The following is a 16,022-nucleotide window of genomic DNA, read 5'->3' as shown; positions in this document are numbered from 1 at the left end:
CCTTTGCGGGGCAACGCGACCCCTTGCATAGCGTCAACAGGCCCTAACTCGAAGGAGCCACCATGACCATCGCATTGCAAAGCACCCTCGCCGCCTCGCTCGGCGTGCAACAGCTCGCCAACGCATTCAGCCCCGCGTTCGACCACCTGCGCATTCTTCGCAACCTGATCATCCCGATGCCCGAGGGCTGCGCGGTGCGCACCGCGCGCATCGACGCGGTGGTGGTCTGCGAGACCGGCGTCTACCTGTTCGAGATCAAGGCCTGGCGCAACGCCTTCGTCTACCGCAAGAAATCGGACCAGGCGCCGCCGCGCTGGTTCCTGCGGTTGCAGGGCTGCAACCGCGCGCGCGAGGTGAAGGACCCGGCCTGGCAGGGCGGGCGCAAGACTACGCAGCTGCGCAGCCTGCTGCCCGACGACCTGCGGCTGCAGTACTTCGTGCTGCTGCCCTGCGAAGGCGTGGCGCTCGAGGGCGTGATGCCCGCGGCCGTCATCACGCAGCAGGACCTGCCCTACATCGCGCGGCTGGTGCGCAACAACGGCCGCACCGCGCGCAGCTATCCGCTGCTCGATGCGCAGGCGGTCGAACGCACGGTGCAGCGGCTGCTCGAGGTGCAGGGCGAACTGAGCCTCGAGGACCACCTGCGCAACTGCCGCGCCTGCGGCGAGCCCGGCGCGCGGGCCCCGATGGCGGCCCCGGCCTGGCCGACCGCCAACGCCATCGGGCTGCAATAAAGGAGAGAAAGTGAACTCGGCGCGGCGTCCCAAATTTCTCCGACATTGGACGAAACCATGCGCCGATGAACTCTCCGAAGTCCCTCGCGGGCCTGGCGCTGCTCGCTGCGCTGATCGCACCCTCCACCCGGGCCGCCGAGCCCTTCGCCGTGCAGGACATCCGTCTCGAAGGCCTGCAGCGCGTGGAGGCGGGCACCGTCTTCGCGACCCTCGGCCTGCGCGCCGGCGACACCTACAGCGACGAACGCGGCAGCGAGGCCATCCGCGCGCTGTTCGCGCTGGGCCTGTTCAAGGACGTGCGCATCGACGTCACCGGCCGCGTGCTGGTGGTGATCGTCGAGGAACGCCCGACCATCGCCGACGTCGACTTCGTCGGCACCAAGGAATTCGACAGGGCCGCGCTGCAGAAGGCGCTGCGCGAAGTGGGGCTGGCCGAGGGCCGGCCCTACGACAAGGCGCTGGCCGACCGCGCCGAGCAGGAGCTCAAGCGCCAGTACCTGGGCCGCGGCCTCTACAACGCGCAGGTGGTCACCACCGCCACGCCGAGCGAACGCAACCGCGTGAACCTGAGCTTCGGCGTGACCGAGGGCGAGCCCGCGCGCATCCGCGCGGTGCACGTCGTGGGCAGCCGGGCCTTCAGCGAGAGCACGCTGCTCGACCTGTTCGACCAGGACAGCGGCGGCTGGCTCAGCTGGTACACCAAGTCGAACCAGTACTCGCGCAGCAAGCTCAACGCCGACCTCGAGACGGTGAAGAGCTACTACGTCACGCGCGGCTACCTCGAGTTCCGCGTCGACTCGACCCAGGTCGCGATCTCGCCCGACCGCGAGGATCTCACGGTCACGGTCAACATCAGCGAGGGCGAGAAGTTCACGGTGGCGGGCGTGAAGCTCGCGGGCGACTACCTGGGCCGCGACGACGAATTCAAGACGCTGGTCGCCATCAAGCCCGGCCAGCCCTACAACGGCGAGCAGGTCACGGCGACCACCAAGGCCTTCACCGACTACTTCGGCATCTTCGGCTATGCCTTCGCGCGCGTGCAGGCCGAGCCCGAGATCGACCGCGCGAACAACCGCGTGACGATGGTGCTGAAGGCCGAGCCCTCGCGCCGCGCCTATGTGCGGCGCATCCACATCGGCGGCAACGCGCGCACGCGCGACGAGGTGATCCGCCGCGAGTTCCGCCAGTACGAAGGCGCCTGGTACGACGGCAACAAGATCAAGCTGTCGCGCGACCGCGTGGACCGGCTGGGCTTCTTCACCGAGGTGAACGTCGAGACGCAGGAGATCCCCGGCTCGCCCGACCAGGTCGACATCGCGGTGACGGTGGCCGAGAAGCCCACCGGCTCGCTGCAGCTCGGCGCCGGCTATTCGTCGACCGACAAGATCTCGCTGAGCTTCGGCATCACGCAGGAGAACGTGTTCGGCAGCGGCAACTACCTGGGCCTGCAGGTCAACACCAGCTCGTACAACCGCACGATCTCGCTGACCGCCACCGATCCCTACTTCACCAAGGACGGGATCTCGCGCACCGTCAACCTGTTCCACACCACCACGCGGCCCTACTACGAGGCCGACGGCAACTACAAGCTCGCGAGCGACGGCGGCTCGGTGCGCTTCGGCATCCCGGTGGGCGAGCTCGACCGCATCTACCTGGGCATCGGCGTCGAGCGCTATGCGTTCACGCCCGGCAGCAACGGCACCTACACGCTGGTCGACGGCTCCTACGTCTACACCGGCACGCCGCAGGCCTACCTTGACTACTTTCAGTGCACCGGCACGGCACCGAGCGTGAGCTGCGCCAACCGCAGCATGGTGGCGTTTCCGGCCACGCTGGGCTGGTCGCGCGACGACCGCGACAGCGCGCTGATCCCGACCCAGGGCCGGCTGCAGAGCGCGAACCTCGAGGTGGGCGTGGGCGGCGCGCTGCGCTACCTGAAGAGCAACTACCAGTACCAGCAGTACTTCCCGCTGTCGAAGCAGTACACGCTGGCGCTCAACGGCGAGCTCGGCTATGCGCGCGCGCTCGGCGACGCGGCCTTTCCGATCTTCAAGAATTTCTACGCGGGCGGGCTGGGCTCGATCCGCGGCTTCGAGCAGAACTCGCTGGGGCCGGTCGATGCCGTGTCGGGCGGTTCGCTGGGCGGCACGCGCAAGGCGATCTTCAACCTCGAGTTCAGCACGCCGTTCCCGGGCGCGGGCAACGACCGTTCGCTGCGGCTGTACACCTTCCTCGACGCGGGCAACGTCTTCGCGAACCGCACGGCCAGCATGAGCGATGCGCAATGGAAGGCGCAGAACAAGCTGCGCGCCTCGGCCGGCCTGGGCATCAGCTGGATCTCGCCGCTCGGGCCGCTGCGGCTGGCCTACGCGGTGCCGCTGCTCTACCAGAAGGCGGACACGGCCAACGGCATCGCGGCCGACCGCACGCAGCGGCTGCAGTTCCAGATCGGCACCTCGTTCTGAACGCCATGGCCCGCATCCTGCTGGTGGAAGACGCCCGGCACAGCAGTGCCGCCGTGCTGCACGGCCTGCTGCACGACGCCGGCCACGAGGTCGAGCAGATCGCCGATGGCGCGGCCGCGCTCGAGCGCATCCTGCATGCGCCGCCCGCGCTCACGCTGCTCGAGGTGGCGCTGCCGCGCATCGACGGCCTGCGGGTGCTGGAGGCGGTGCGCTCGCTGAGCGACCATCCGATCATCATGCTGACGGCGCGCACGCGCGAGGCCGACCGGCTGCGCGGGCTCGACCTCGGGGCCGACGACTACGTCTGCAAGCCCTTTTCGCCGCGCGAGGTGGTGGCGCGCGTGAACACGGTGCTGCGCCGCCATGCGCAACGCCGGCACGCGGCACGGCCCTCGGCGGCCGTGGCCTTCGCCGAGGCCGACGGCGGCGCGCGGCTCGAGGGCCGGCCGCTGGCGCTGACGCGACGCGAACTGCTGCTGCTTCGCGCGCTCTCGGGCGACCCGGGCCGGGTGTTCAGCCGCTCGACCTTGCTCGAGGCCGCGTTCCCCGAGGCACTCGAAGTCAACGAGCGCGCGGTCGACGGCCACATCAAGAACCTGCGCCGCAAGCTCTCGGCCGCCGCGCCCGCGCACGACTGGATCCGCTCGATCTACGGCGTGGGCTTCAGCTTCGCGGAGCGGCCGGCCTGAGTTTCAACGTGCCTGGTAGCGGCAGGCCCCCGCGCCGCGGCGCGTGCCCGGCTTCGGCGCGGTGGGGCTGTAGATGTCGACGGGCTGGCCGGGCCGGGGGCGGGCCTGCTGCGGCAGCGCGGTGCGCTCGACGTCCATGATCGGCGCGAGCGTGGAGACCGGCATGCGGCGCGCCGTGCCGCGTCCGCCGGGCTCGGGCGGGCATTCGTCGCGCACCGCGACCACCGTGCCGGCCGCGAGGCCGCAGAAGGCCAGCGCGCCCGCGAGGCGCTGCATGCGCCGGGTGCGGCGCTCGGCGGGCGCCGCGGGAAGCATCGTCGTGCCCCGCATGGCTCAGCCTCCGGCGCGCGGTGGCGGCGGGACTTCCTCGGGCAACGCCATGGCCTCGGGCGCCCGGGGGCCATGCACCGCTTTCACGGGGCCATGCCCGAGCGCGCGGGCCGGCCAGGCCGAGGCGGCGAAACCCGCCGAGGCCGACAGGCCGATCGCGCCGAGCATGGCCAGCAGCGCGCGCCGGTCCAGCGACGGTGAACGCTCCGCGGAGGTCATGCCGACTCCTCGCCGACGGCCGTGCCGCCGACCACGCCAGGCCGCGTGGCGCGGCCCTCGGCCCAGTGGATCGCGAAGATCCAGGCGGGAGCGAACAGCCCGAACAGCGCGAGGAGCGCGGGCCACAGGAGGTCGATGCACGGTGTCATGGCCGCCATCGTGCGTGCCGATTCGGGAGAAAAATGGGAGATCGGCCCTCCCAGATTCCTCCACATTTGGCGGTCATGATCGACGGCTTGCCGATGACGCCTCCGTCCGCCGCACCGCCTGCCATGCCCGCGCCACCCGCATCGCCTGTCGCAGAATGCGGCCCTCACCTCCCGAGACCATGCCGCGTCTGCGCCTGACCCTCTCCCGCAAGATCTTCCTGGCGCTCGCCGCGCTGCTGATCGTGCTGCTGCTGAGCTTCGCGGGGCTCTCGATCCTCGCGCTGCAGCGCGGCCTCGGCGCCTACGTGGCCGAAATCGAGATCCGCCGCATGGACTGGCTCTCGCAGCTGGTGCTCAAGCACTACGTGCTCAACGGCGACTGGAAGAGCCTGCGCGACAACGACGAGGCCTGGCACCGGCTGCAGATGGGCCGCGTGGCGACCGTGCTCGACAACGCCAGCGCGCCCGACGACCGCCGGCTGCCGCCGTGGTACGAGTACCGCACGCTGCGCGTCGACCCGCCCGAGGGCGCCGCCGACAACGGCCCACCGCCGATGCCGCCGGGCCAGCTCGAGCTGCTGCCGCGGCGCGCGATCCCGGCCATGCCGCCGCCCTTCTTCTTCGCCGATCCGCGCGCGATGGCCGACTCGATCTACCAGCGGCTCGCGGTGCTCGACGCGCAGGGCGCACGCGTGGTGGGCGCGACCATCGATCCCGAGAACGCGGCACGCCTGCCGATACGGCGCGGCCGGGCCGTCATCGGCTACCTCGCGCTGGCGCCGCTGCAGGGCCTGGAGAGCGAGGCCGACCGTGCCTTCCTGGCGCGGCAGTCGGGCGTGATCGTGCTCACCGGCCTCGCGGGCCTGATGTTCGCGCTCGCGCTGTCGTACCTGCTGGCGCGGCGCTGGTTCAAGCCGGTCGACGACCTGACGCAGGCGGCGCAGGACGTGGCGCGCGGCCGGCTGTCGACGCGCGTGGTGGTGCAGGGCTCGGACGAACTCGCGCTGCTGGGCAAGACCTTCAACGACATGGCGCAGCGCCTCGACACGGTTGAGGCCTCGCGCCGCGCCTGGCTGGCCGATGCCGCGCACGAGCTGCGCACGCCGCTGGCCGCGATGCGCGCCGAGATCGAGGCGCTGCAGGACGGCGTGCGCACCTTCGACGAACGCACGGCGTTGCGGCTGCACCGCCAGGTGATCCGTCTCGGCCAGCTGGTGGACGACCTGCGCAGCAGCATGCGCGCGCCGCAGAGCGACCTGCCGACCACCACGGTCTATCCGCTGTCGCTGCTCAAGGAGGCGCTGGACCACACGCGCGACCGCTTCGCGCAGCGCGGCATCGCGGTGGACCGCCGCGCCATCGACCTGATCGCGGCGCGCAAGCAGCCGGCGATCGAGGGCGACGCGCACCGGCTGCACCAGGTCTTCATGAACCTGCTCGAGAACACGCTGGCCTACACCGATCCCGGCGGCGTGCTGCGCATCGACGTCACGGTGGAAGGACCATGGACCGGCCACAGCCTCACGCTGCTGTTCGACGACAGCGCGCCGGGCGTGCCCGAGAGCGAGCTGCCACGCCTGTTCGACCGCCTGTTCCGCGGCGAGACCTCGCGCAGCCGCGAGCATGGCGGCTCGGGCCTGGGACTCTCGATCTGCCGCGCCACCATCGAGGCGCATGGCGGCACCATCGATGCCTCGCCCTCGCCGATGGGCGGGCTGCGCGTCACCCTCACCCTGCCGCTGGCCAACTCACCTTGACCTCCCCATGAGCTGCCCATGACCCGCATCGTGATCGTCGAGGACGAAGCCGACATCGCCTCGGTGGTGCAGGACTACCTGCGCCACGCAGGCTACGAAACCGCGCACTTCGCCGATGGCCAGAGCGCGCTCGAGAGCATCGTGGCCTCGCCGCCCGACCTGACCTTGCTCGACATCATGCTGCCGCGGCTCGACGGCATCGAGGTGCTGCGGCGCGCGCGCGAGCACACGGCCCATCCGATCATCATGCTGACGGCGCGCATCGAGGAGGTCGACCGGCTGCTGGGCCTGGAGCTCGGCGCCGACGACTACGTCTGCAAGCCCTTCTCGCCGCGCGAGCTGGTGGCGCGCGTGCGCGCGGTGCTGCGCCGCGCGGCGCCGGGCGTGTCCGAACAAGGAGCGCCGGGCCGCGCCGCGAACGAGGCGGCGCCCGGGCTGGTGCTCGACGACGTGCACTGGCGCGCCTCGCTCGAGGGCACGCCGTTGAACCTCACGCGCCGCGAGTTCGGGCTGCTGCAGGTGCTGTCGCGCCATCCGGGGCGCATCTTCTCGCGCGCGCGGCTGCTCGAGCTGGCCTACGACGACACGGTGGACGTGACCGAGCGCGCGATCGACAGCCACGTGAAGAACCTGCGCCGCAAACTCGGCGCGGTGACGCCCGGGCATGACTGGATCCGCTCGGTGTACGGCGTGGGCTTCGCGTGGGAAGCACCGCCGCCCGCGGACTGAACCGCCCCGCTACTGCGGACCGCCGCAGAACGGCACGGCCGAGGTGTCGGCCGCGGTGAAGCGCGTGGTGCCGCTGCGCCGCGCGCTGCGCGGCTTGTGCGCGGGCCATTCGCTCTCGGTCCAGCTGAAGCTCCAGCCATGGGGGGCGCCGGGCCGCGCGGCATCGGCATAGGCGATGCGCAGGCTGCCCGCGGTCTCGTCGTGGCAGTGCGGCGAGGTCTTGTATTCCTTCTCGGAGAAGCAGGCGCGGATCATCTGCGAGCACCAGAAAGGGATGTCTTCGTAGGCCGGCTTGGCGGTGGCCGGGTCCCCTTCCAGCGGAACGAAGTCGGCGACGACGAAGCTGGCGCCGCCGCCCGAGTACATGTCGCTGAACGCGCTCTGCACCGCGACCGCCCAGCGGCCGTCGGCCAGCGGATAGAGCGCCGGCGCAAGCGAGCGCTGCGGCTCGCGGCCACCGCCGAGCTTCGAGGGCGTGCCCTGGTAGGCCGAGAAGTCATGCAGCCGCTGCAGGCGCCAGCTTCCGTCCGCATTTCTCTGCACGTGCGCCATCGCGAGCGGCTTCACCGACAGCACCACGTACTCGCCCTCGGCACTGCCGCGCGGCCGGTAGAGGCCGAGCTCCTCGGCGCTGCAGGACTTCGAGAGCAGCGCACACAACGTGGGGCGCCATTGGGCATCGACCGCTTCGGGTTTGGCGACGCGATCGAAGACCTGGGCTGTGGGGGCGGCCGTCGCTGCTGTTGTTGCCACGAATGAGAGGGCGGCGATGGCGGTTCGCCAGGTTCGGATGGAGGGCATGGCGAGGATCTTAGGGCGGGCTTGTTGCGGTTCGGGGGGCGTGCACAGGACAGCGGGTACTTCCCTCCGCGAATGTCCCCCGGCCTTCGGCCTCCTCCTTTATTTCGCTGCGGGAAGCACCCACTGCCCTGTGCACGGGAGGCGCAGTGGTGGTGCCGGCGGTTCAACAACCGCTGCGTCCAGGCTCACGTCGATGGGGTACTCCCCGCAGCGAAATAAAGGAGGAGCCGAAGGCGGGGGACATTCGCGGAGGGGAGTACCCCATCGGCGTGAGCCCGCTACGACCTCCACTCCTGATCAAAAACAACGTCCACGAAAAGAAACGTTGATTTATTAAAGAACATCGTTCTATCATCCGCCCGCGCCGCAAAGACGGCGCACTTCCAGCCCGCGGCCAACGCCCGGGCTCCAAGCCACCCGGCAGGAGGAGACACAACATGAGACAGCAGATCGCGATCGCATCGGCGGCATTGCTGGTGCTCGCGGGAACCGCGGCCCAGGCGCAGAGCAGCGTCACCCTGTACGGCACCGTCGATGCCAGCCTGCGCTACGAGAGCCATGGCGCCGAGTACACCGCCGAGGGCGTTCCCTATCGAAGCCGTTCGCGGCTGCGCATGAGCCGCGGCGGCGGGCTCTCCGAGAGCTTCTGGGGCCTCAAGGGCAGCGAGGACCTCGGTGGGGGATTGCAGGCGCTGTTCCAGGTCGAGAGCCACTTCGACATCCGCAACGGCGAACGCGTGCCCGAGGGCGATCCGCAGCACTTCCAGATCGCCTCGGTCGGATTGCAGTCGGACCGCTGGGGCCAGCTGACCTTCGGGCGCCAGTACAACGTGGCGATGGAAGCGGCCTCGCTCGCCTATGGTTCGAACCTCTGGGGCGACTACTTCAACGCCTTCAAACCCGAGCACACCCTGCTGGCCGCGAGCAAGACCAACAACATGGTCCACTACGGCGCGCAGCTCGGCGACGTGGTGCTGCTCGCGCAGTATGCGATCGGCGAAGGCGAGGGCTCGGCGCGCCGCGGCAGCCAGGTCGGCGCGGGGCTGGCCTACATTCCCGAGAAGGGCCCGGTGAAGCTCGCGGCGGCCTTCATGCGCAGCACCGACGATGCCTCGCATGCGCGCTTCGACATCGCCACCGCCGGTGCCCAGTTCCTGATCGGCGAGAACCTCACGCTGCAGGCCGGCTACATCGGCAACCGGCGCGACAACGCCTTCACCTCCTTCGCCAACGGACCGTTCACGCCGGTCGATCTTGCCGGGCTCGGCATCATCTCGCCGGTCCAGGTGCTCGACGCCAACTTCCCAGGCGGCTTCGCCAAGCGCCGCATGGCCTTGGGTGGCCTCACCTGGAAGGCCACGCCCTGGCTCACGCTGGCCTTCAACGCCTGGTTCACGCGGCAGCGCGGCCACACCAGCGACTTCGACGGCTCGGCCAGCCAGTACCAGGTGGTGGCGGGCTACCTGCTGTCGAAGCGCACCATGCTCTATGCCGAGGTCGACCGCTCGATCTACCGCGGCGGGCTGGTGGGCGCGCAGCTCGTGGGCCTCAATGCGCAGAGCCCCACGGTCGACCGCACGCAGACCGGCGTCACCTTCGGCGTGCGCCACAGCTTCTAGGACCCGTCGACGCGATGCCTCCCCGCCACTCCTCCATCGACACGCGCGGACCACGCCGCCGCACCGTGCTGCAGGCCGGCGCCGGCGCGCTGCTCGCCAGCGGACTCGGCGCGCGCGCGGCCGATGTGCCCGCGCCCGTGCCTGCTTCACCCGCCACGCCCGCCGCGGCCACCGCCGCGCTGCCCTGGCGCAACTGGTCCGGCCTGCAGCACTGCCAGCCTCGCCTGCTCGCCACGCCGGCCGACGAGACCGAGTTGCGCGCCGTGCTGCGCGCTTCGGCCGGCACCGGCCTGCGCTGCGTCGGCGCGGGCCATTCGTTCACCGCGCTGGTGCCCACCGACGCCACGCTGCTCTCGCTCGACGCCATGTCGGCCTTCGTCGGCACCGACGCCGCCGCGCAGACCGCCACCCTGCAGGCCGGCATGCGCCTCGCCGTGCTGTCGCAGGAGCTCGATGTGCGCGGCCTCGCGCTGCGCAACCTGCCCGACATCGACGTGCAGTCCTTCGCGGGCGCGATCAGCACCGGCACCCACGGCACCGGCCTCGCGCTGCCCGCGATGCATGCCGAAGTGACCGCGCTGCGCCTCGTGACCGCCAACGCGGAAGCGATCGAATGCAGCGCCACGCGCGAGCCCGAGCTGTTCGCGGCGGCACGCGTCTCGCTCGGCTGCCTCGGCGTGATCAGCGAGGCCACGGTGCGCACCGTGCCGGCCTTCAACCTGCACCGCCGCGTGTTCCTGCGCCCGCTCGCGGCCATGCTCGACGAGGCACCGGCGCTCGCGCGCCGGCATCGCAACTTCGAGTTCTACGTGCTGCCCTTCACCGGCTATGCCGCGGGCATCGCGAACGACCTCTACGAAGGCAGCGACACCGTGCAACCGCCCTCGGCCGACGAGGACATGCTGCGCGACCTGCGCCGGTTGCGCGACTGGCTCGGCTGGTTCCCGGCGCTGCGCCGCCGCGTCGCCGCGGCGCTGATCGACGGCGACCAGACCGAGGAGGCGAAGAACCGCTCGTGGCGGCTGCTCTCGACCCAGCGGCCCACGCGCTTCAACGAGACCGAGTACCACGTGCCGCAGGCCCAGGGCATCGCCTGCCTGCGCGAGGTGATCGCGGCGCTCGAGCGGCGCAACGACGTGTTCTTTCCGCTCGAGTTCCGCTTCGTGCCGGCCGACGATGCCTGGCTCAGCCCCTTCCATGGCCGCGACAGCTGCTCGATCGCCGTGCATGCGGCAGTGGGCGAACCGCACGACTACCTGCTCTCGCAGATCGGCCCGATCTTCCGCAAGTACCAGGGCCGGCCGCACTGGGGCAAACTGCACGACCGCGGCCCCGCCGAGCTCGCCGCGCTCTATCCGCGCTGGAACGATTTCCTCGCGCTGCGCGCACGGCTCGATCCGCAGGGCCGCCTGCTCAACCCCTATCTGCGGCAACTGTTCGGGATCGCATCATGAGTGGACGCCGGAGAAGAAAGCTGTTGCTGGGCACGCTCGGCACCGTCGGGCTGGGCGCGGCCGCCGCGTTCGCGCTGCGCCCCGGCGACGCGGGCGCGCCGCACGAACCCTACTTCCGCGTGCTCAACGACGAGCTGCGCCGCAACGGGCCGATGCGGCCCTGCATGGTGATCGACCTCGACCGGCTCGACGCCAACATCGAGCGCGTGGCCGGCGGCCTGCAGCGCGCGGGCAAGCACTACCGCATCGTCGAAAAGTCGCTGCCCTGCCAGTCGCTGATCGCCTACGTGGCGAAGCGCTCGGGCAGCCGCCGGCTGATGTCCTTCCACCAGCCCTTCCTCAACGTCGACGCGGCCGTGTTCCCCGACTTCGACCTGCTGCTGGGCAAGCCGCTGCCGGTGCAGTCGGCGGCGCTGTTCTACCGCCAGCTCAAGGGCCCGTTCGATGCCGCGCGCCAATTGCAGTGGCTGGTCGACACGCCCGAGCGGCTGCAGCAGTACCTCGCGCTGGCCGGCGGCCTGGGCACGCGACTGCGCGTCAACATCGAGATCGACGTCGGCCTGCACCGCGGCGGCGTGGCCGACAACGCGACGCTCGCGCGCATGCTCGAGATGATCGACGCCAACCCGGCGGCGCTGGAGTTCGCGGGCTTCATGGGCTACGACGCGCACGTGGGCTTCGGCGTGCCCAAGGTGCTCGGCACGCCCGAGGAGCTGCTGGCGCGCGCGATGGCGATCTACCAGGGCTTCGCCGACTTCGCGCGCACGCACCGGCCCGCGCTGTGGAACGAGCGGCTCACGCTCAATGCCGGCGGCAGCCCGAGCTACACGCTGCACGGCGCCGAGAAGCTCAGCACCGAGATCAGCGTGGGCACCGCGCTGCTCAAGCCCACGCACTACGACATCGAGACCCTGGCCGAGCACGAGCCCGCGGCCTTCATCGCCACGCCGGTGCTCAAGGCCACGGGGCCGGTGCAGATTCCCGCGCTCGATGCGAAGTCGAGGATCTTCTCGTGGTGGGACGTGAACCAGCGCCAGACCTTCTACATCTACGGCGGCTGGTGGCTGGCCGACTACGCCTCGCCGCGCGGCCTGCAATTCAACGGCATCCTGGGCCACAGCGCGAACCAGGAGAACGTCAACGCCTCGCCCTCGGTGGGCCTGCGGGTCGACGACCAGGTCTTCCTGCGGCCCGCGATCGCCGAGGGCGTGCTGCTGCAGTTCGGCGACCTGATCACCGTGCGCGGCGGCAAGATCCAGGACGCCTGGCCGGTCTATCACCAGACCGGCTGACGCCCGGCCGGCATACTTGCCGCCGACCATTCCCCGACACGCCGAGGCCTCCATGACCCCAGAGCTGCGCCCCCTCTTCGACGCCCAGCGCGCCGCCAGCCTGCGCGACCAGGCCCCGCCCTGGAGCGTGCGCGCCGACCGCCTGCGCCGGCTGCGCGCGCTGGTGCGCGAGCACCGCGCCGCGATCGCGGCCGCGATCAGCGCCGACTTCTCGAACCGGCCGCGCCAGGAGACCGAGCTGGCCGAGGTCTTTCCCACGCTCGAGGGCATCGACCATGCGCTGCGCCACGGCAAGCGCTGGATGCGCGTGCGCCGCCGCAGCACCGGCCTGTGGTTCAAGCCCGCGTCCTCGCGGCTGATGCCGCAGCCGCTCGGCGTGGTCGGCATCGTCGTGCCCTGGAACTACCCGCTGTACCTCGCGGCCGGGCCGCTCACGGCGGCGCTGGCCGCGGGCAACCGCGCGATGCTCAAGCAGTCGGAGTACACGCCGCGCTTCGCCGAGCTGTTCGCGCGGCTGGTGGGCGCGGCCTTCGCGGCCGACGAGATCGCGGTGGTCAACGGCGACGCCGAGGTGGCGCGCGAATTCGCGAGTCTGCCCTTCGACCACCTGCTGTTCACCGGCTCGACCGAGGTCGGCCGCCACGTGATGCGCGCCGCGAGCGAGCACCTGACGCCGGTCACGCTCGAGCTCGGCGGCAAGTCGCCGGCCATCGTGGGCCGCGGCGCCGCCTTCGACAAGGCGGTGGAACGCATCCTCGTGGGCAAGACGCTCAATGCCGGCCAGACCTGCATCGCGCCCGACTACGTGCTGGTGCCGCGCGAGCAGCAAGCGCGCTTCGTCGAGGCCGCGCGGCGCGTGTTCGCCGCGCTCTACCCCGACCTGGCGCGCAATGCCGACTACACGAGCATCGTGAGCCCGCGCCATTTCGCGCGGCTCGAGGCGCTGGTGGACGAGGCCGAGGCGCAGGGCGCCGCGGTGGAACGGCTCGGCGATGCGCCGGCCGATCCCGCGTCGCGGCGGCTGCCGCCGGTGCTGCTCACGGGCGTGGGCGACGGCATGCGCGTGATGCAGGAGGAGATCTTCGGCCCCGTGCTGCCGCTCGTGCCCTACGACACGCTCGAGGAGGCCATCGGCTACGTCAACGCCCGGCCGCGGCCGCTCGCGCTCTACCTGTTCGAGAAGCAGCGCGCCGACATCGACCGCGTGCTGGCCCAGACCGTGGCCGGCGGCGTGACCGTCAACGACACGCTGTTGCACATCGCGCAGGACGACCTGCCGTTCGGCGGCGTCGGCGCGAGCGGCATGGGCGCCTACCACGGCGAGTTCGGCTTCCAGACCTTCTCGAAGATGAAGCCGGTGTTCCACCAGTCGGGCCTCAACGGGCTCGGCCTGTTCAAGCCGCCCTACGGCAAGACCTTCGAGCGGATGCTCAGGCTGCTGGCGCGCTGATCAGCCCTTGGCGGCGGGCGCGAGCTGCGCCAGCGCCGCCTTCGCCTTCGGCCCCGCGAAGCGGTGCACGATGCCCAGCAGCAGCACGTCGACCAGCAGCTCGAGGTGCGCCATCGCGTCGATGCGCTCGATCCAGGGATCGTCGCCGCCCGACACGCGCAGCGAGGTCATGCCGTGGATGCCTTCCCACAGCAGCTGCGTGATCACGTGCAGCTGGGTGTCGTCGGCTGCCACGAAGCCCTCGCGCACCAGTTCCGCCGCGAGGCCGCGCACCAGCGCATAGGGGTCGCGCTCGGGATCGCCGAACACCAGCGTCGAGGTCTCGACCGGCGCCGCGGGCCGGCGTTCCATGAACACCAGGAAGTACTGGTCGGGATGGCGCAGGCCGTTCTCCACGTAGGCCCGGCAGGCCAGCCGCACGCGCACCAAAGCGCCCTCGCCGCTCGCGATCGCCGCCTGCACCAGCTTGTGCATGCGGATGATGTCCTCGTCGATCGCGTTGGTGATCATGCTGGCCTTGTCGCCGAACAGCGTGTAGACCACCGTGTTCGAGAAGCCCGATTCCTCGGCCACCTTGCGCATCGTCACCTCGCGCGCGCCGTCGCGGATGATCAGCTTGCGCACCACCTTCAGGATGTCCTTGCGGCGCTGCTCGAGTTCGCGCTGCTTGCGCTCCTGGAGGTTGTTCTTGACCATGGGAGATGCGGTGCGGGTCGGGTACGGGCGGTTCGGAATGCGGGCATCTTATAGTCAGCGCCCGCGCCCCCGCGCGATGCCCTGCGGCCCGCCGGGGCCACCGCCGCGGCGAAGGATCGGGCAAGAACCGGCGGACACAGGGCCGGAAACGGCCAGCCCCGGAACGGCCATGCACCGAAGATGGGCTCTGCGAGAAGAAAGTTCGCGCGCGCCTCGGCGCTGTCGGCGCCGGCCCCCTTGTTTCGGAGAAAAAGGCAAGAACCGCGTTCGATCCGGATACCGCCTGGAGCGCGCCGGGCGCGAAACTTCTCACCATGCCGGGAGCCCCCATGGCGCCTGTGCATCCCCTTCAGCACGAGGAGTTTTCCATGACCGCAATCCAGGACAAAGTCGTTCTCATCACCGGCGCGAGCAGTGGCATCGGCGAAGCGACCGCGCGGCTGCTCGCGCGGCGCGGTGCCCACGTGGTGCTCGGTGCGCGCCGCACCGACCGGCTCGCGGCGCTCGCGGCCGAGATCCGGGCCATCGGCGGCTCGGCGAGCTTCCAGCGGCTCGACGTCACGCTGCGCCCCGAGATGGAGGCCTTCGCCGAACTCGCGCTCGAGCGCCACGACCGCATCGACGCGCTGGTCAACGCCGCGGGCGTGATGCCGCGCTCGCCGCTGTGGATGCGCAAGATCGAGGAGTGGGAGCTCATGATCGACGTCAACCTGCGCGGCGTGCTGCTCGGCATCGCGGCCGTGCTGCCGACGATGCAGGAGCAGGGCTGGGGCCACATCGTGAACCTCGCGCCGGTGTCCGTCACGGGCGTGACGGCGGAGTCGGCCGTCTACCACGGCACGCAGTACGCGGTGGACGCGATCTCCGAGGGCCTGCGCCAGGAGCATGCGGGCCGCGTGCGCGTGAGCGTGCTCCATCCCGAGCTGGCACCGCCGGGCGACCCGCGCCTCGAGCGCATCGCCGCGGGCCTGGCCGGCGAGCGCATGTCGACGCGGCGGCGCCTGCTGGCACCGGCCGACGCGGTGGCGCGTTCGATCGTCGGCGCGATCGAGGGCGGCTACTACGCGGCGCACCCCGTGCCCGCGCTGCTGCGCTCGCCGGGCGGCCGCTCGGACAGCGCGCCCGAGGAGCCGGCCGACTACGCCTTCTGATTCAATAAGTCTTGTAGGGCAGGAACTTGCCGGAGAGCACCACGTTCACGCGGTCGCCCTTGGGATCGGGCTGGCGCTGGATGTCCATGCTGAAGTCGATGGCGCTCATGATGCCGTCGCCGAACTCCTCGTGGATCAGCTCCTTGATGGTGGTGCCGTAGACGCTGACGATCTCGTACCAGCGGTAGATCAGCGGATCGGTCGGCACCGCCGAGGGCAGCGAGCCCTTGTACGGCACCACCTGCAGCCACTTCTGCTCCTCGGCGCTGAGGCCGAAGATGCGCCCGACGATCTTGGCCTGCTTCTCGTCGAGCGTCATCTGGCCGAGGCAGGCGGCGGTGGTCCATTCCTTCGAGAGGCCGAGCTTCTTCGCGACATCGGCCCACTGCAGGCCCTTGGCCACCTTGGTGGCGATGATCTTCTCGGTGACGTCGTTGCGGTTCATGTTCAGGTGCTCCTTGAGTGCCGGACACGGGCAAGCAACAGG

16 protein-coding genes are annotated in these 16,022 nt (G+C 70.7%); 10 read left to right on the top strand and 6 right to left on the bottom strand.

Annotated elements, in window-relative coordinates:
* Positions 1–62: 62 nt before the first annotated feature.
* From AC07PU_RS41530 to AC07PU_RS41520, 3 genes are all read left to right on the top strand, one after another.
* Entirely contained in the window at positions 63–734 is a 672-nt protein-coding gene (locus AC07PU_RS41530; protein WP_093348486.1) for a nuclease-related domain-containing protein, read from the top strand.
* Positions 735–799: 65 nt separating this feature from the next.
* Positions 800–3,199: an outer membrane protein assembly factor BamA gene (gene bamA, locus AC07PU_RS41525; RefSeq protein ID WP_495323577.1), complete on the top strand. Its 2,400-nt coding sequence runs from the start codon at positions 800–802 to the stop codon at positions 3,197–3,199.
* 5 nt (positions 3,200–3,204) lie between these two features.
* Positions 3,205–3,888 carry a response regulator gene (locus tag AC07PU_RS41520; RefSeq protein WP_093348480.1) on the top strand — a complete coding sequence of 228 codons (684 nt, stop codon included), beginning with the start codon at positions 3,205–3,207 and terminating at the stop codon, positions 3,886–3,888.
* 3 nt (positions 3,889–3,891) lie between these two features.
* Here the strand turns inward: AC07PU_RS41520 and AC07PU_RS41515 are convergent, their stop codons facing one another.
* From AC07PU_RS41515 to AC07PU_RS41505, 3 genes are read right to left on the bottom strand one after another with little or no spacing between them, the layout of a single operon-like run.
* The gene (locus tag AC07PU_RS41515; protein WP_495323576.1) at positions 3,892–4,218 is read right to left on the bottom strand and encodes a hypothetical protein; all 327 of its coding nucleotides are present in this window, start codon (positions 4,216–4,218) and stop codon (positions 3,892–3,894) included.
* A gap of 3 nt (positions 4,219–4,221) precedes the next feature.
* Entirely contained in the window at positions 4,222–4,437 is a 216-nt protein-coding gene (locus AC07PU_RS41510; RefSeq protein ID WP_495323575.1) for a hypothetical protein, read from the bottom strand.
* A complete protein-coding gene (locus tag AC07PU_RS41505) occupies positions 4,434–4,586 on the bottom strand; it encodes a hypothetical protein (RefSeq protein WP_177239448.1) in 153 nt (50 codons plus the stop codon). Before AC07PU_RS41505 ends, AC07PU_RS41510 begins: the two co-directional genes overlap by 4 nt.
* A 179-nt stretch (positions 4,587–4,765) precedes the next feature.
* Here AC07PU_RS41505 and AC07PU_RS41500 point away from each other — a divergent pair, with 179 nt between their 5' ends.
* Positions 4,766–6,343, top strand: coding sequence for an ATP-binding protein (locus AC07PU_RS41500; RefSeq protein WP_490879146.1), 1,578 nt, complete (start codon positions 4,766–4,768; stop codon positions 6,341–6,343).
* Between the two features lie 18 nt (positions 6,344–6,361).
* Positions 6,362–7,072, top strand: a complete 711-nt coding sequence (locus tag AC07PU_RS41495; protein ID WP_093348473.1) for a response regulator — start codon at positions 6,362–6,364, stop codon at positions 7,070–7,072.
* Between the two features lie 9 nt (positions 7,073–7,081).
* Here the strand turns inward: AC07PU_RS41495 and AC07PU_RS41490 are convergent, their stop codons facing one another.
* Positions 7,082–7,873: a hypothetical protein gene (locus tag AC07PU_RS41490; RefSeq protein WP_495323574.1), complete on the bottom strand. Its 792-nt coding sequence runs from the start codon at positions 7,871–7,873 to the stop codon at positions 7,082–7,084.
* Between the two features lie 437 nt (positions 7,874–8,310).
* On the opposite strand from AC07PU_RS41490, the gene AC07PU_RS41485 reads away from it, so the two are divergent.
* Genes AC07PU_RS41485 through AC07PU_RS41470 form a run of 4 tightly spaced genes read left to right on the top strand, consistent with a single transcriptional unit; the run spans position 8,311 to position 13,688 of the window.
* Positions 8,311–9,492 (top strand): porin, encoded by a 1,182-nt coding sequence (locus AC07PU_RS41485; protein ID WP_495323573.1) that lies wholly within the window; start codon positions 8,311–8,313, stop codon positions 9,490–9,492.
* 14 nt (positions 9,493–9,506) lie between these two features.
* A complete protein-coding gene (locus AC07PU_RS41480) occupies positions 9,507–10,946 on the top strand; it encodes a D-arabinono-1,4-lactone oxidase (protein WP_495323572.1) in 1,440 nt (479 codons plus the stop codon).
* Positions 10,943–12,238, top strand: coding sequence for a DSD1 family PLP-dependent enzyme (locus AC07PU_RS41475; protein ID WP_495323571.1), 1,296 nt, complete (start codon positions 10,943–10,945; stop codon positions 12,236–12,238). Before AC07PU_RS41480 ends, AC07PU_RS41475 begins: the two co-directional genes overlap by 4 nt.
* Before the next feature lie 52 nt (positions 12,239–12,290).
* Positions 12,291–13,688, top strand: a complete 1,398-nt coding sequence (locus tag AC07PU_RS41470; protein ID WP_495323570.1) for a coniferyl aldehyde dehydrogenase — start codon at positions 12,291–12,293, stop codon at positions 13,686–13,688.
* On the opposite strand, the gene AC07PU_RS41465 is transcribed toward AC07PU_RS41470, so the two are convergent.
* Complete coding sequence (locus AC07PU_RS41465) at positions 13,689–14,384, bottom strand: TetR/AcrR family transcriptional regulator (RefSeq protein ID WP_495323569.1); 696 nt, start codon at positions 14,382–14,384, stop codon at positions 13,689–13,691.
* A gap of 368 nt (positions 14,385–14,752) precedes the next feature.
* Between AC07PU_RS41465 and AC07PU_RS41460 the strand changes: the two genes are divergently transcribed.
* The gene (locus AC07PU_RS41460) at positions 14,753–15,535 is read left to right on the top strand and encodes an SDR family oxidoreductase (protein WP_093348456.1); all 783 of its coding nucleotides are present in this window, start codon (positions 14,753–14,755) and stop codon (positions 15,533–15,535) included.
* A gap of 1 nt (position 15,536) precedes the next feature.
* Here the strand turns inward: AC07PU_RS41460 and cynS are convergent, their stop codons facing one another.
* On the bottom strand, positions 15,537–15,980 hold the full coding sequence (gene cynS / locus AC07PU_RS41455; protein WP_093348453.1) for a cyanase: 444 nt from the start codon (positions 15,978–15,980) through the stop codon (positions 15,537–15,539).
* Positions 15,981–16,022: the final 42 nt, after the last annotated feature.

It is taken from the genome of Variovorax sp. GW821-FHT10D07, from assembly GCF_059415325.1.
This window is presented reverse-complemented; position numbering and strand designations above follow the sequence as displayed.

Bases quoted from the DNA above. Each gene is read 5' to 3' on its own strand.
- AC07PU_RS41520 (WP_093348480.1), top strand. From the start codon at position 3,205: ATGGCCCGCATCCTGCTGGTGGAAGACGCCCGGCACAGCAGTGCCGCC.
- AC07PU_RS41505 (WP_177239448.1), bottom strand. From the start codon at position 4,586: ATGACACCGTGCATCGACCTCCTGTGGCCCGCGCTCCTCGCGCTGTTC.
- AC07PU_RS41515 (WP_495323576.1), bottom strand. From the start codon at position 4,218: ATGCGGGGCACGACGATGCTTCCCGCGGCGCCCGCCGAGCGCCGCACC.
- AC07PU_RS41500 (WP_490879146.1), top strand. From the start codon at position 4,766: ATGCCGCGTCTGCGCCTGACCCTCTCCCGCAAGATCTTCCTGGCGCTC.
- AC07PU_RS41475 (WP_495323571.1), top strand. From the start codon at position 10,943: ATGAGTGGACGCCGGAGAAGAAAGCTGTTGCTGGGCACGCTCGGCACC.
- AC07PU_RS41510 (WP_495323575.1), bottom strand. From the start codon at position 4,437: ATGACCTCCGCGGAGCGTTCACCGTCGCTGGACCGGCGCGCGCTGCTG.
- bamA (WP_495323577.1), top strand. From the start codon at position 800: ATGAACTCTCCGAAGTCCCTCGCGGGCCTGGCGCTGCTCGCTGCGCTG.
- AC07PU_RS41480 (WP_495323572.1), top strand. From the start codon at position 9,507: ATGCCTCCCCGCCACTCCTCCATCGACACGCGCGGACCACGCCGCCGC.
- AC07PU_RS41530 (WP_093348486.1), top strand. From the start codon at position 63: ATGACCATCGCATTGCAAAGCACCCTCGCCGCCTCGCTCGGCGTGCAA.
- AC07PU_RS41460 (WP_093348456.1), top strand. From the start codon at position 14,753: ATGACCGCAATCCAGGACAAAGTCGTTCTCATCACCGGCGCGAGCAGT.
- AC07PU_RS41470 (WP_495323570.1), top strand. From the start codon at position 12,291: ATGACCCCAGAGCTGCGCCCCCTCTTCGACGCCCAGCGCGCCGCCAGC.
- AC07PU_RS41495 (WP_093348473.1), top strand. From the start codon at position 6,362: ATGACCCGCATCGTGATCGTCGAGGACGAAGCCGACATCGCCTCGGTG.
- AC07PU_RS41485 (WP_495323573.1), top strand. From the start codon at position 8,311: ATGAGACAGCAGATCGCGATCGCATCGGCGGCATTGCTGGTGCTCGCG.
- AC07PU_RS41465 (WP_495323569.1), bottom strand. From the start codon at position 14,384: ATGGTCAAGAACAACCTCCAGGAGCGCAAGCAGCGCGAACTCGAGCAG.
- cynS (WP_093348453.1), bottom strand. From the start codon at position 15,980: ATGAACCGCAACGACGTCACCGAGAAGATCATCGCCACCAAGGTGGCC.
- AC07PU_RS41490 (WP_495323574.1), bottom strand. From the start codon at position 7,873: ATGCCCTCCATCCGAACCTGGCGAACCGCCATCGCCGCCCTCTCATTC.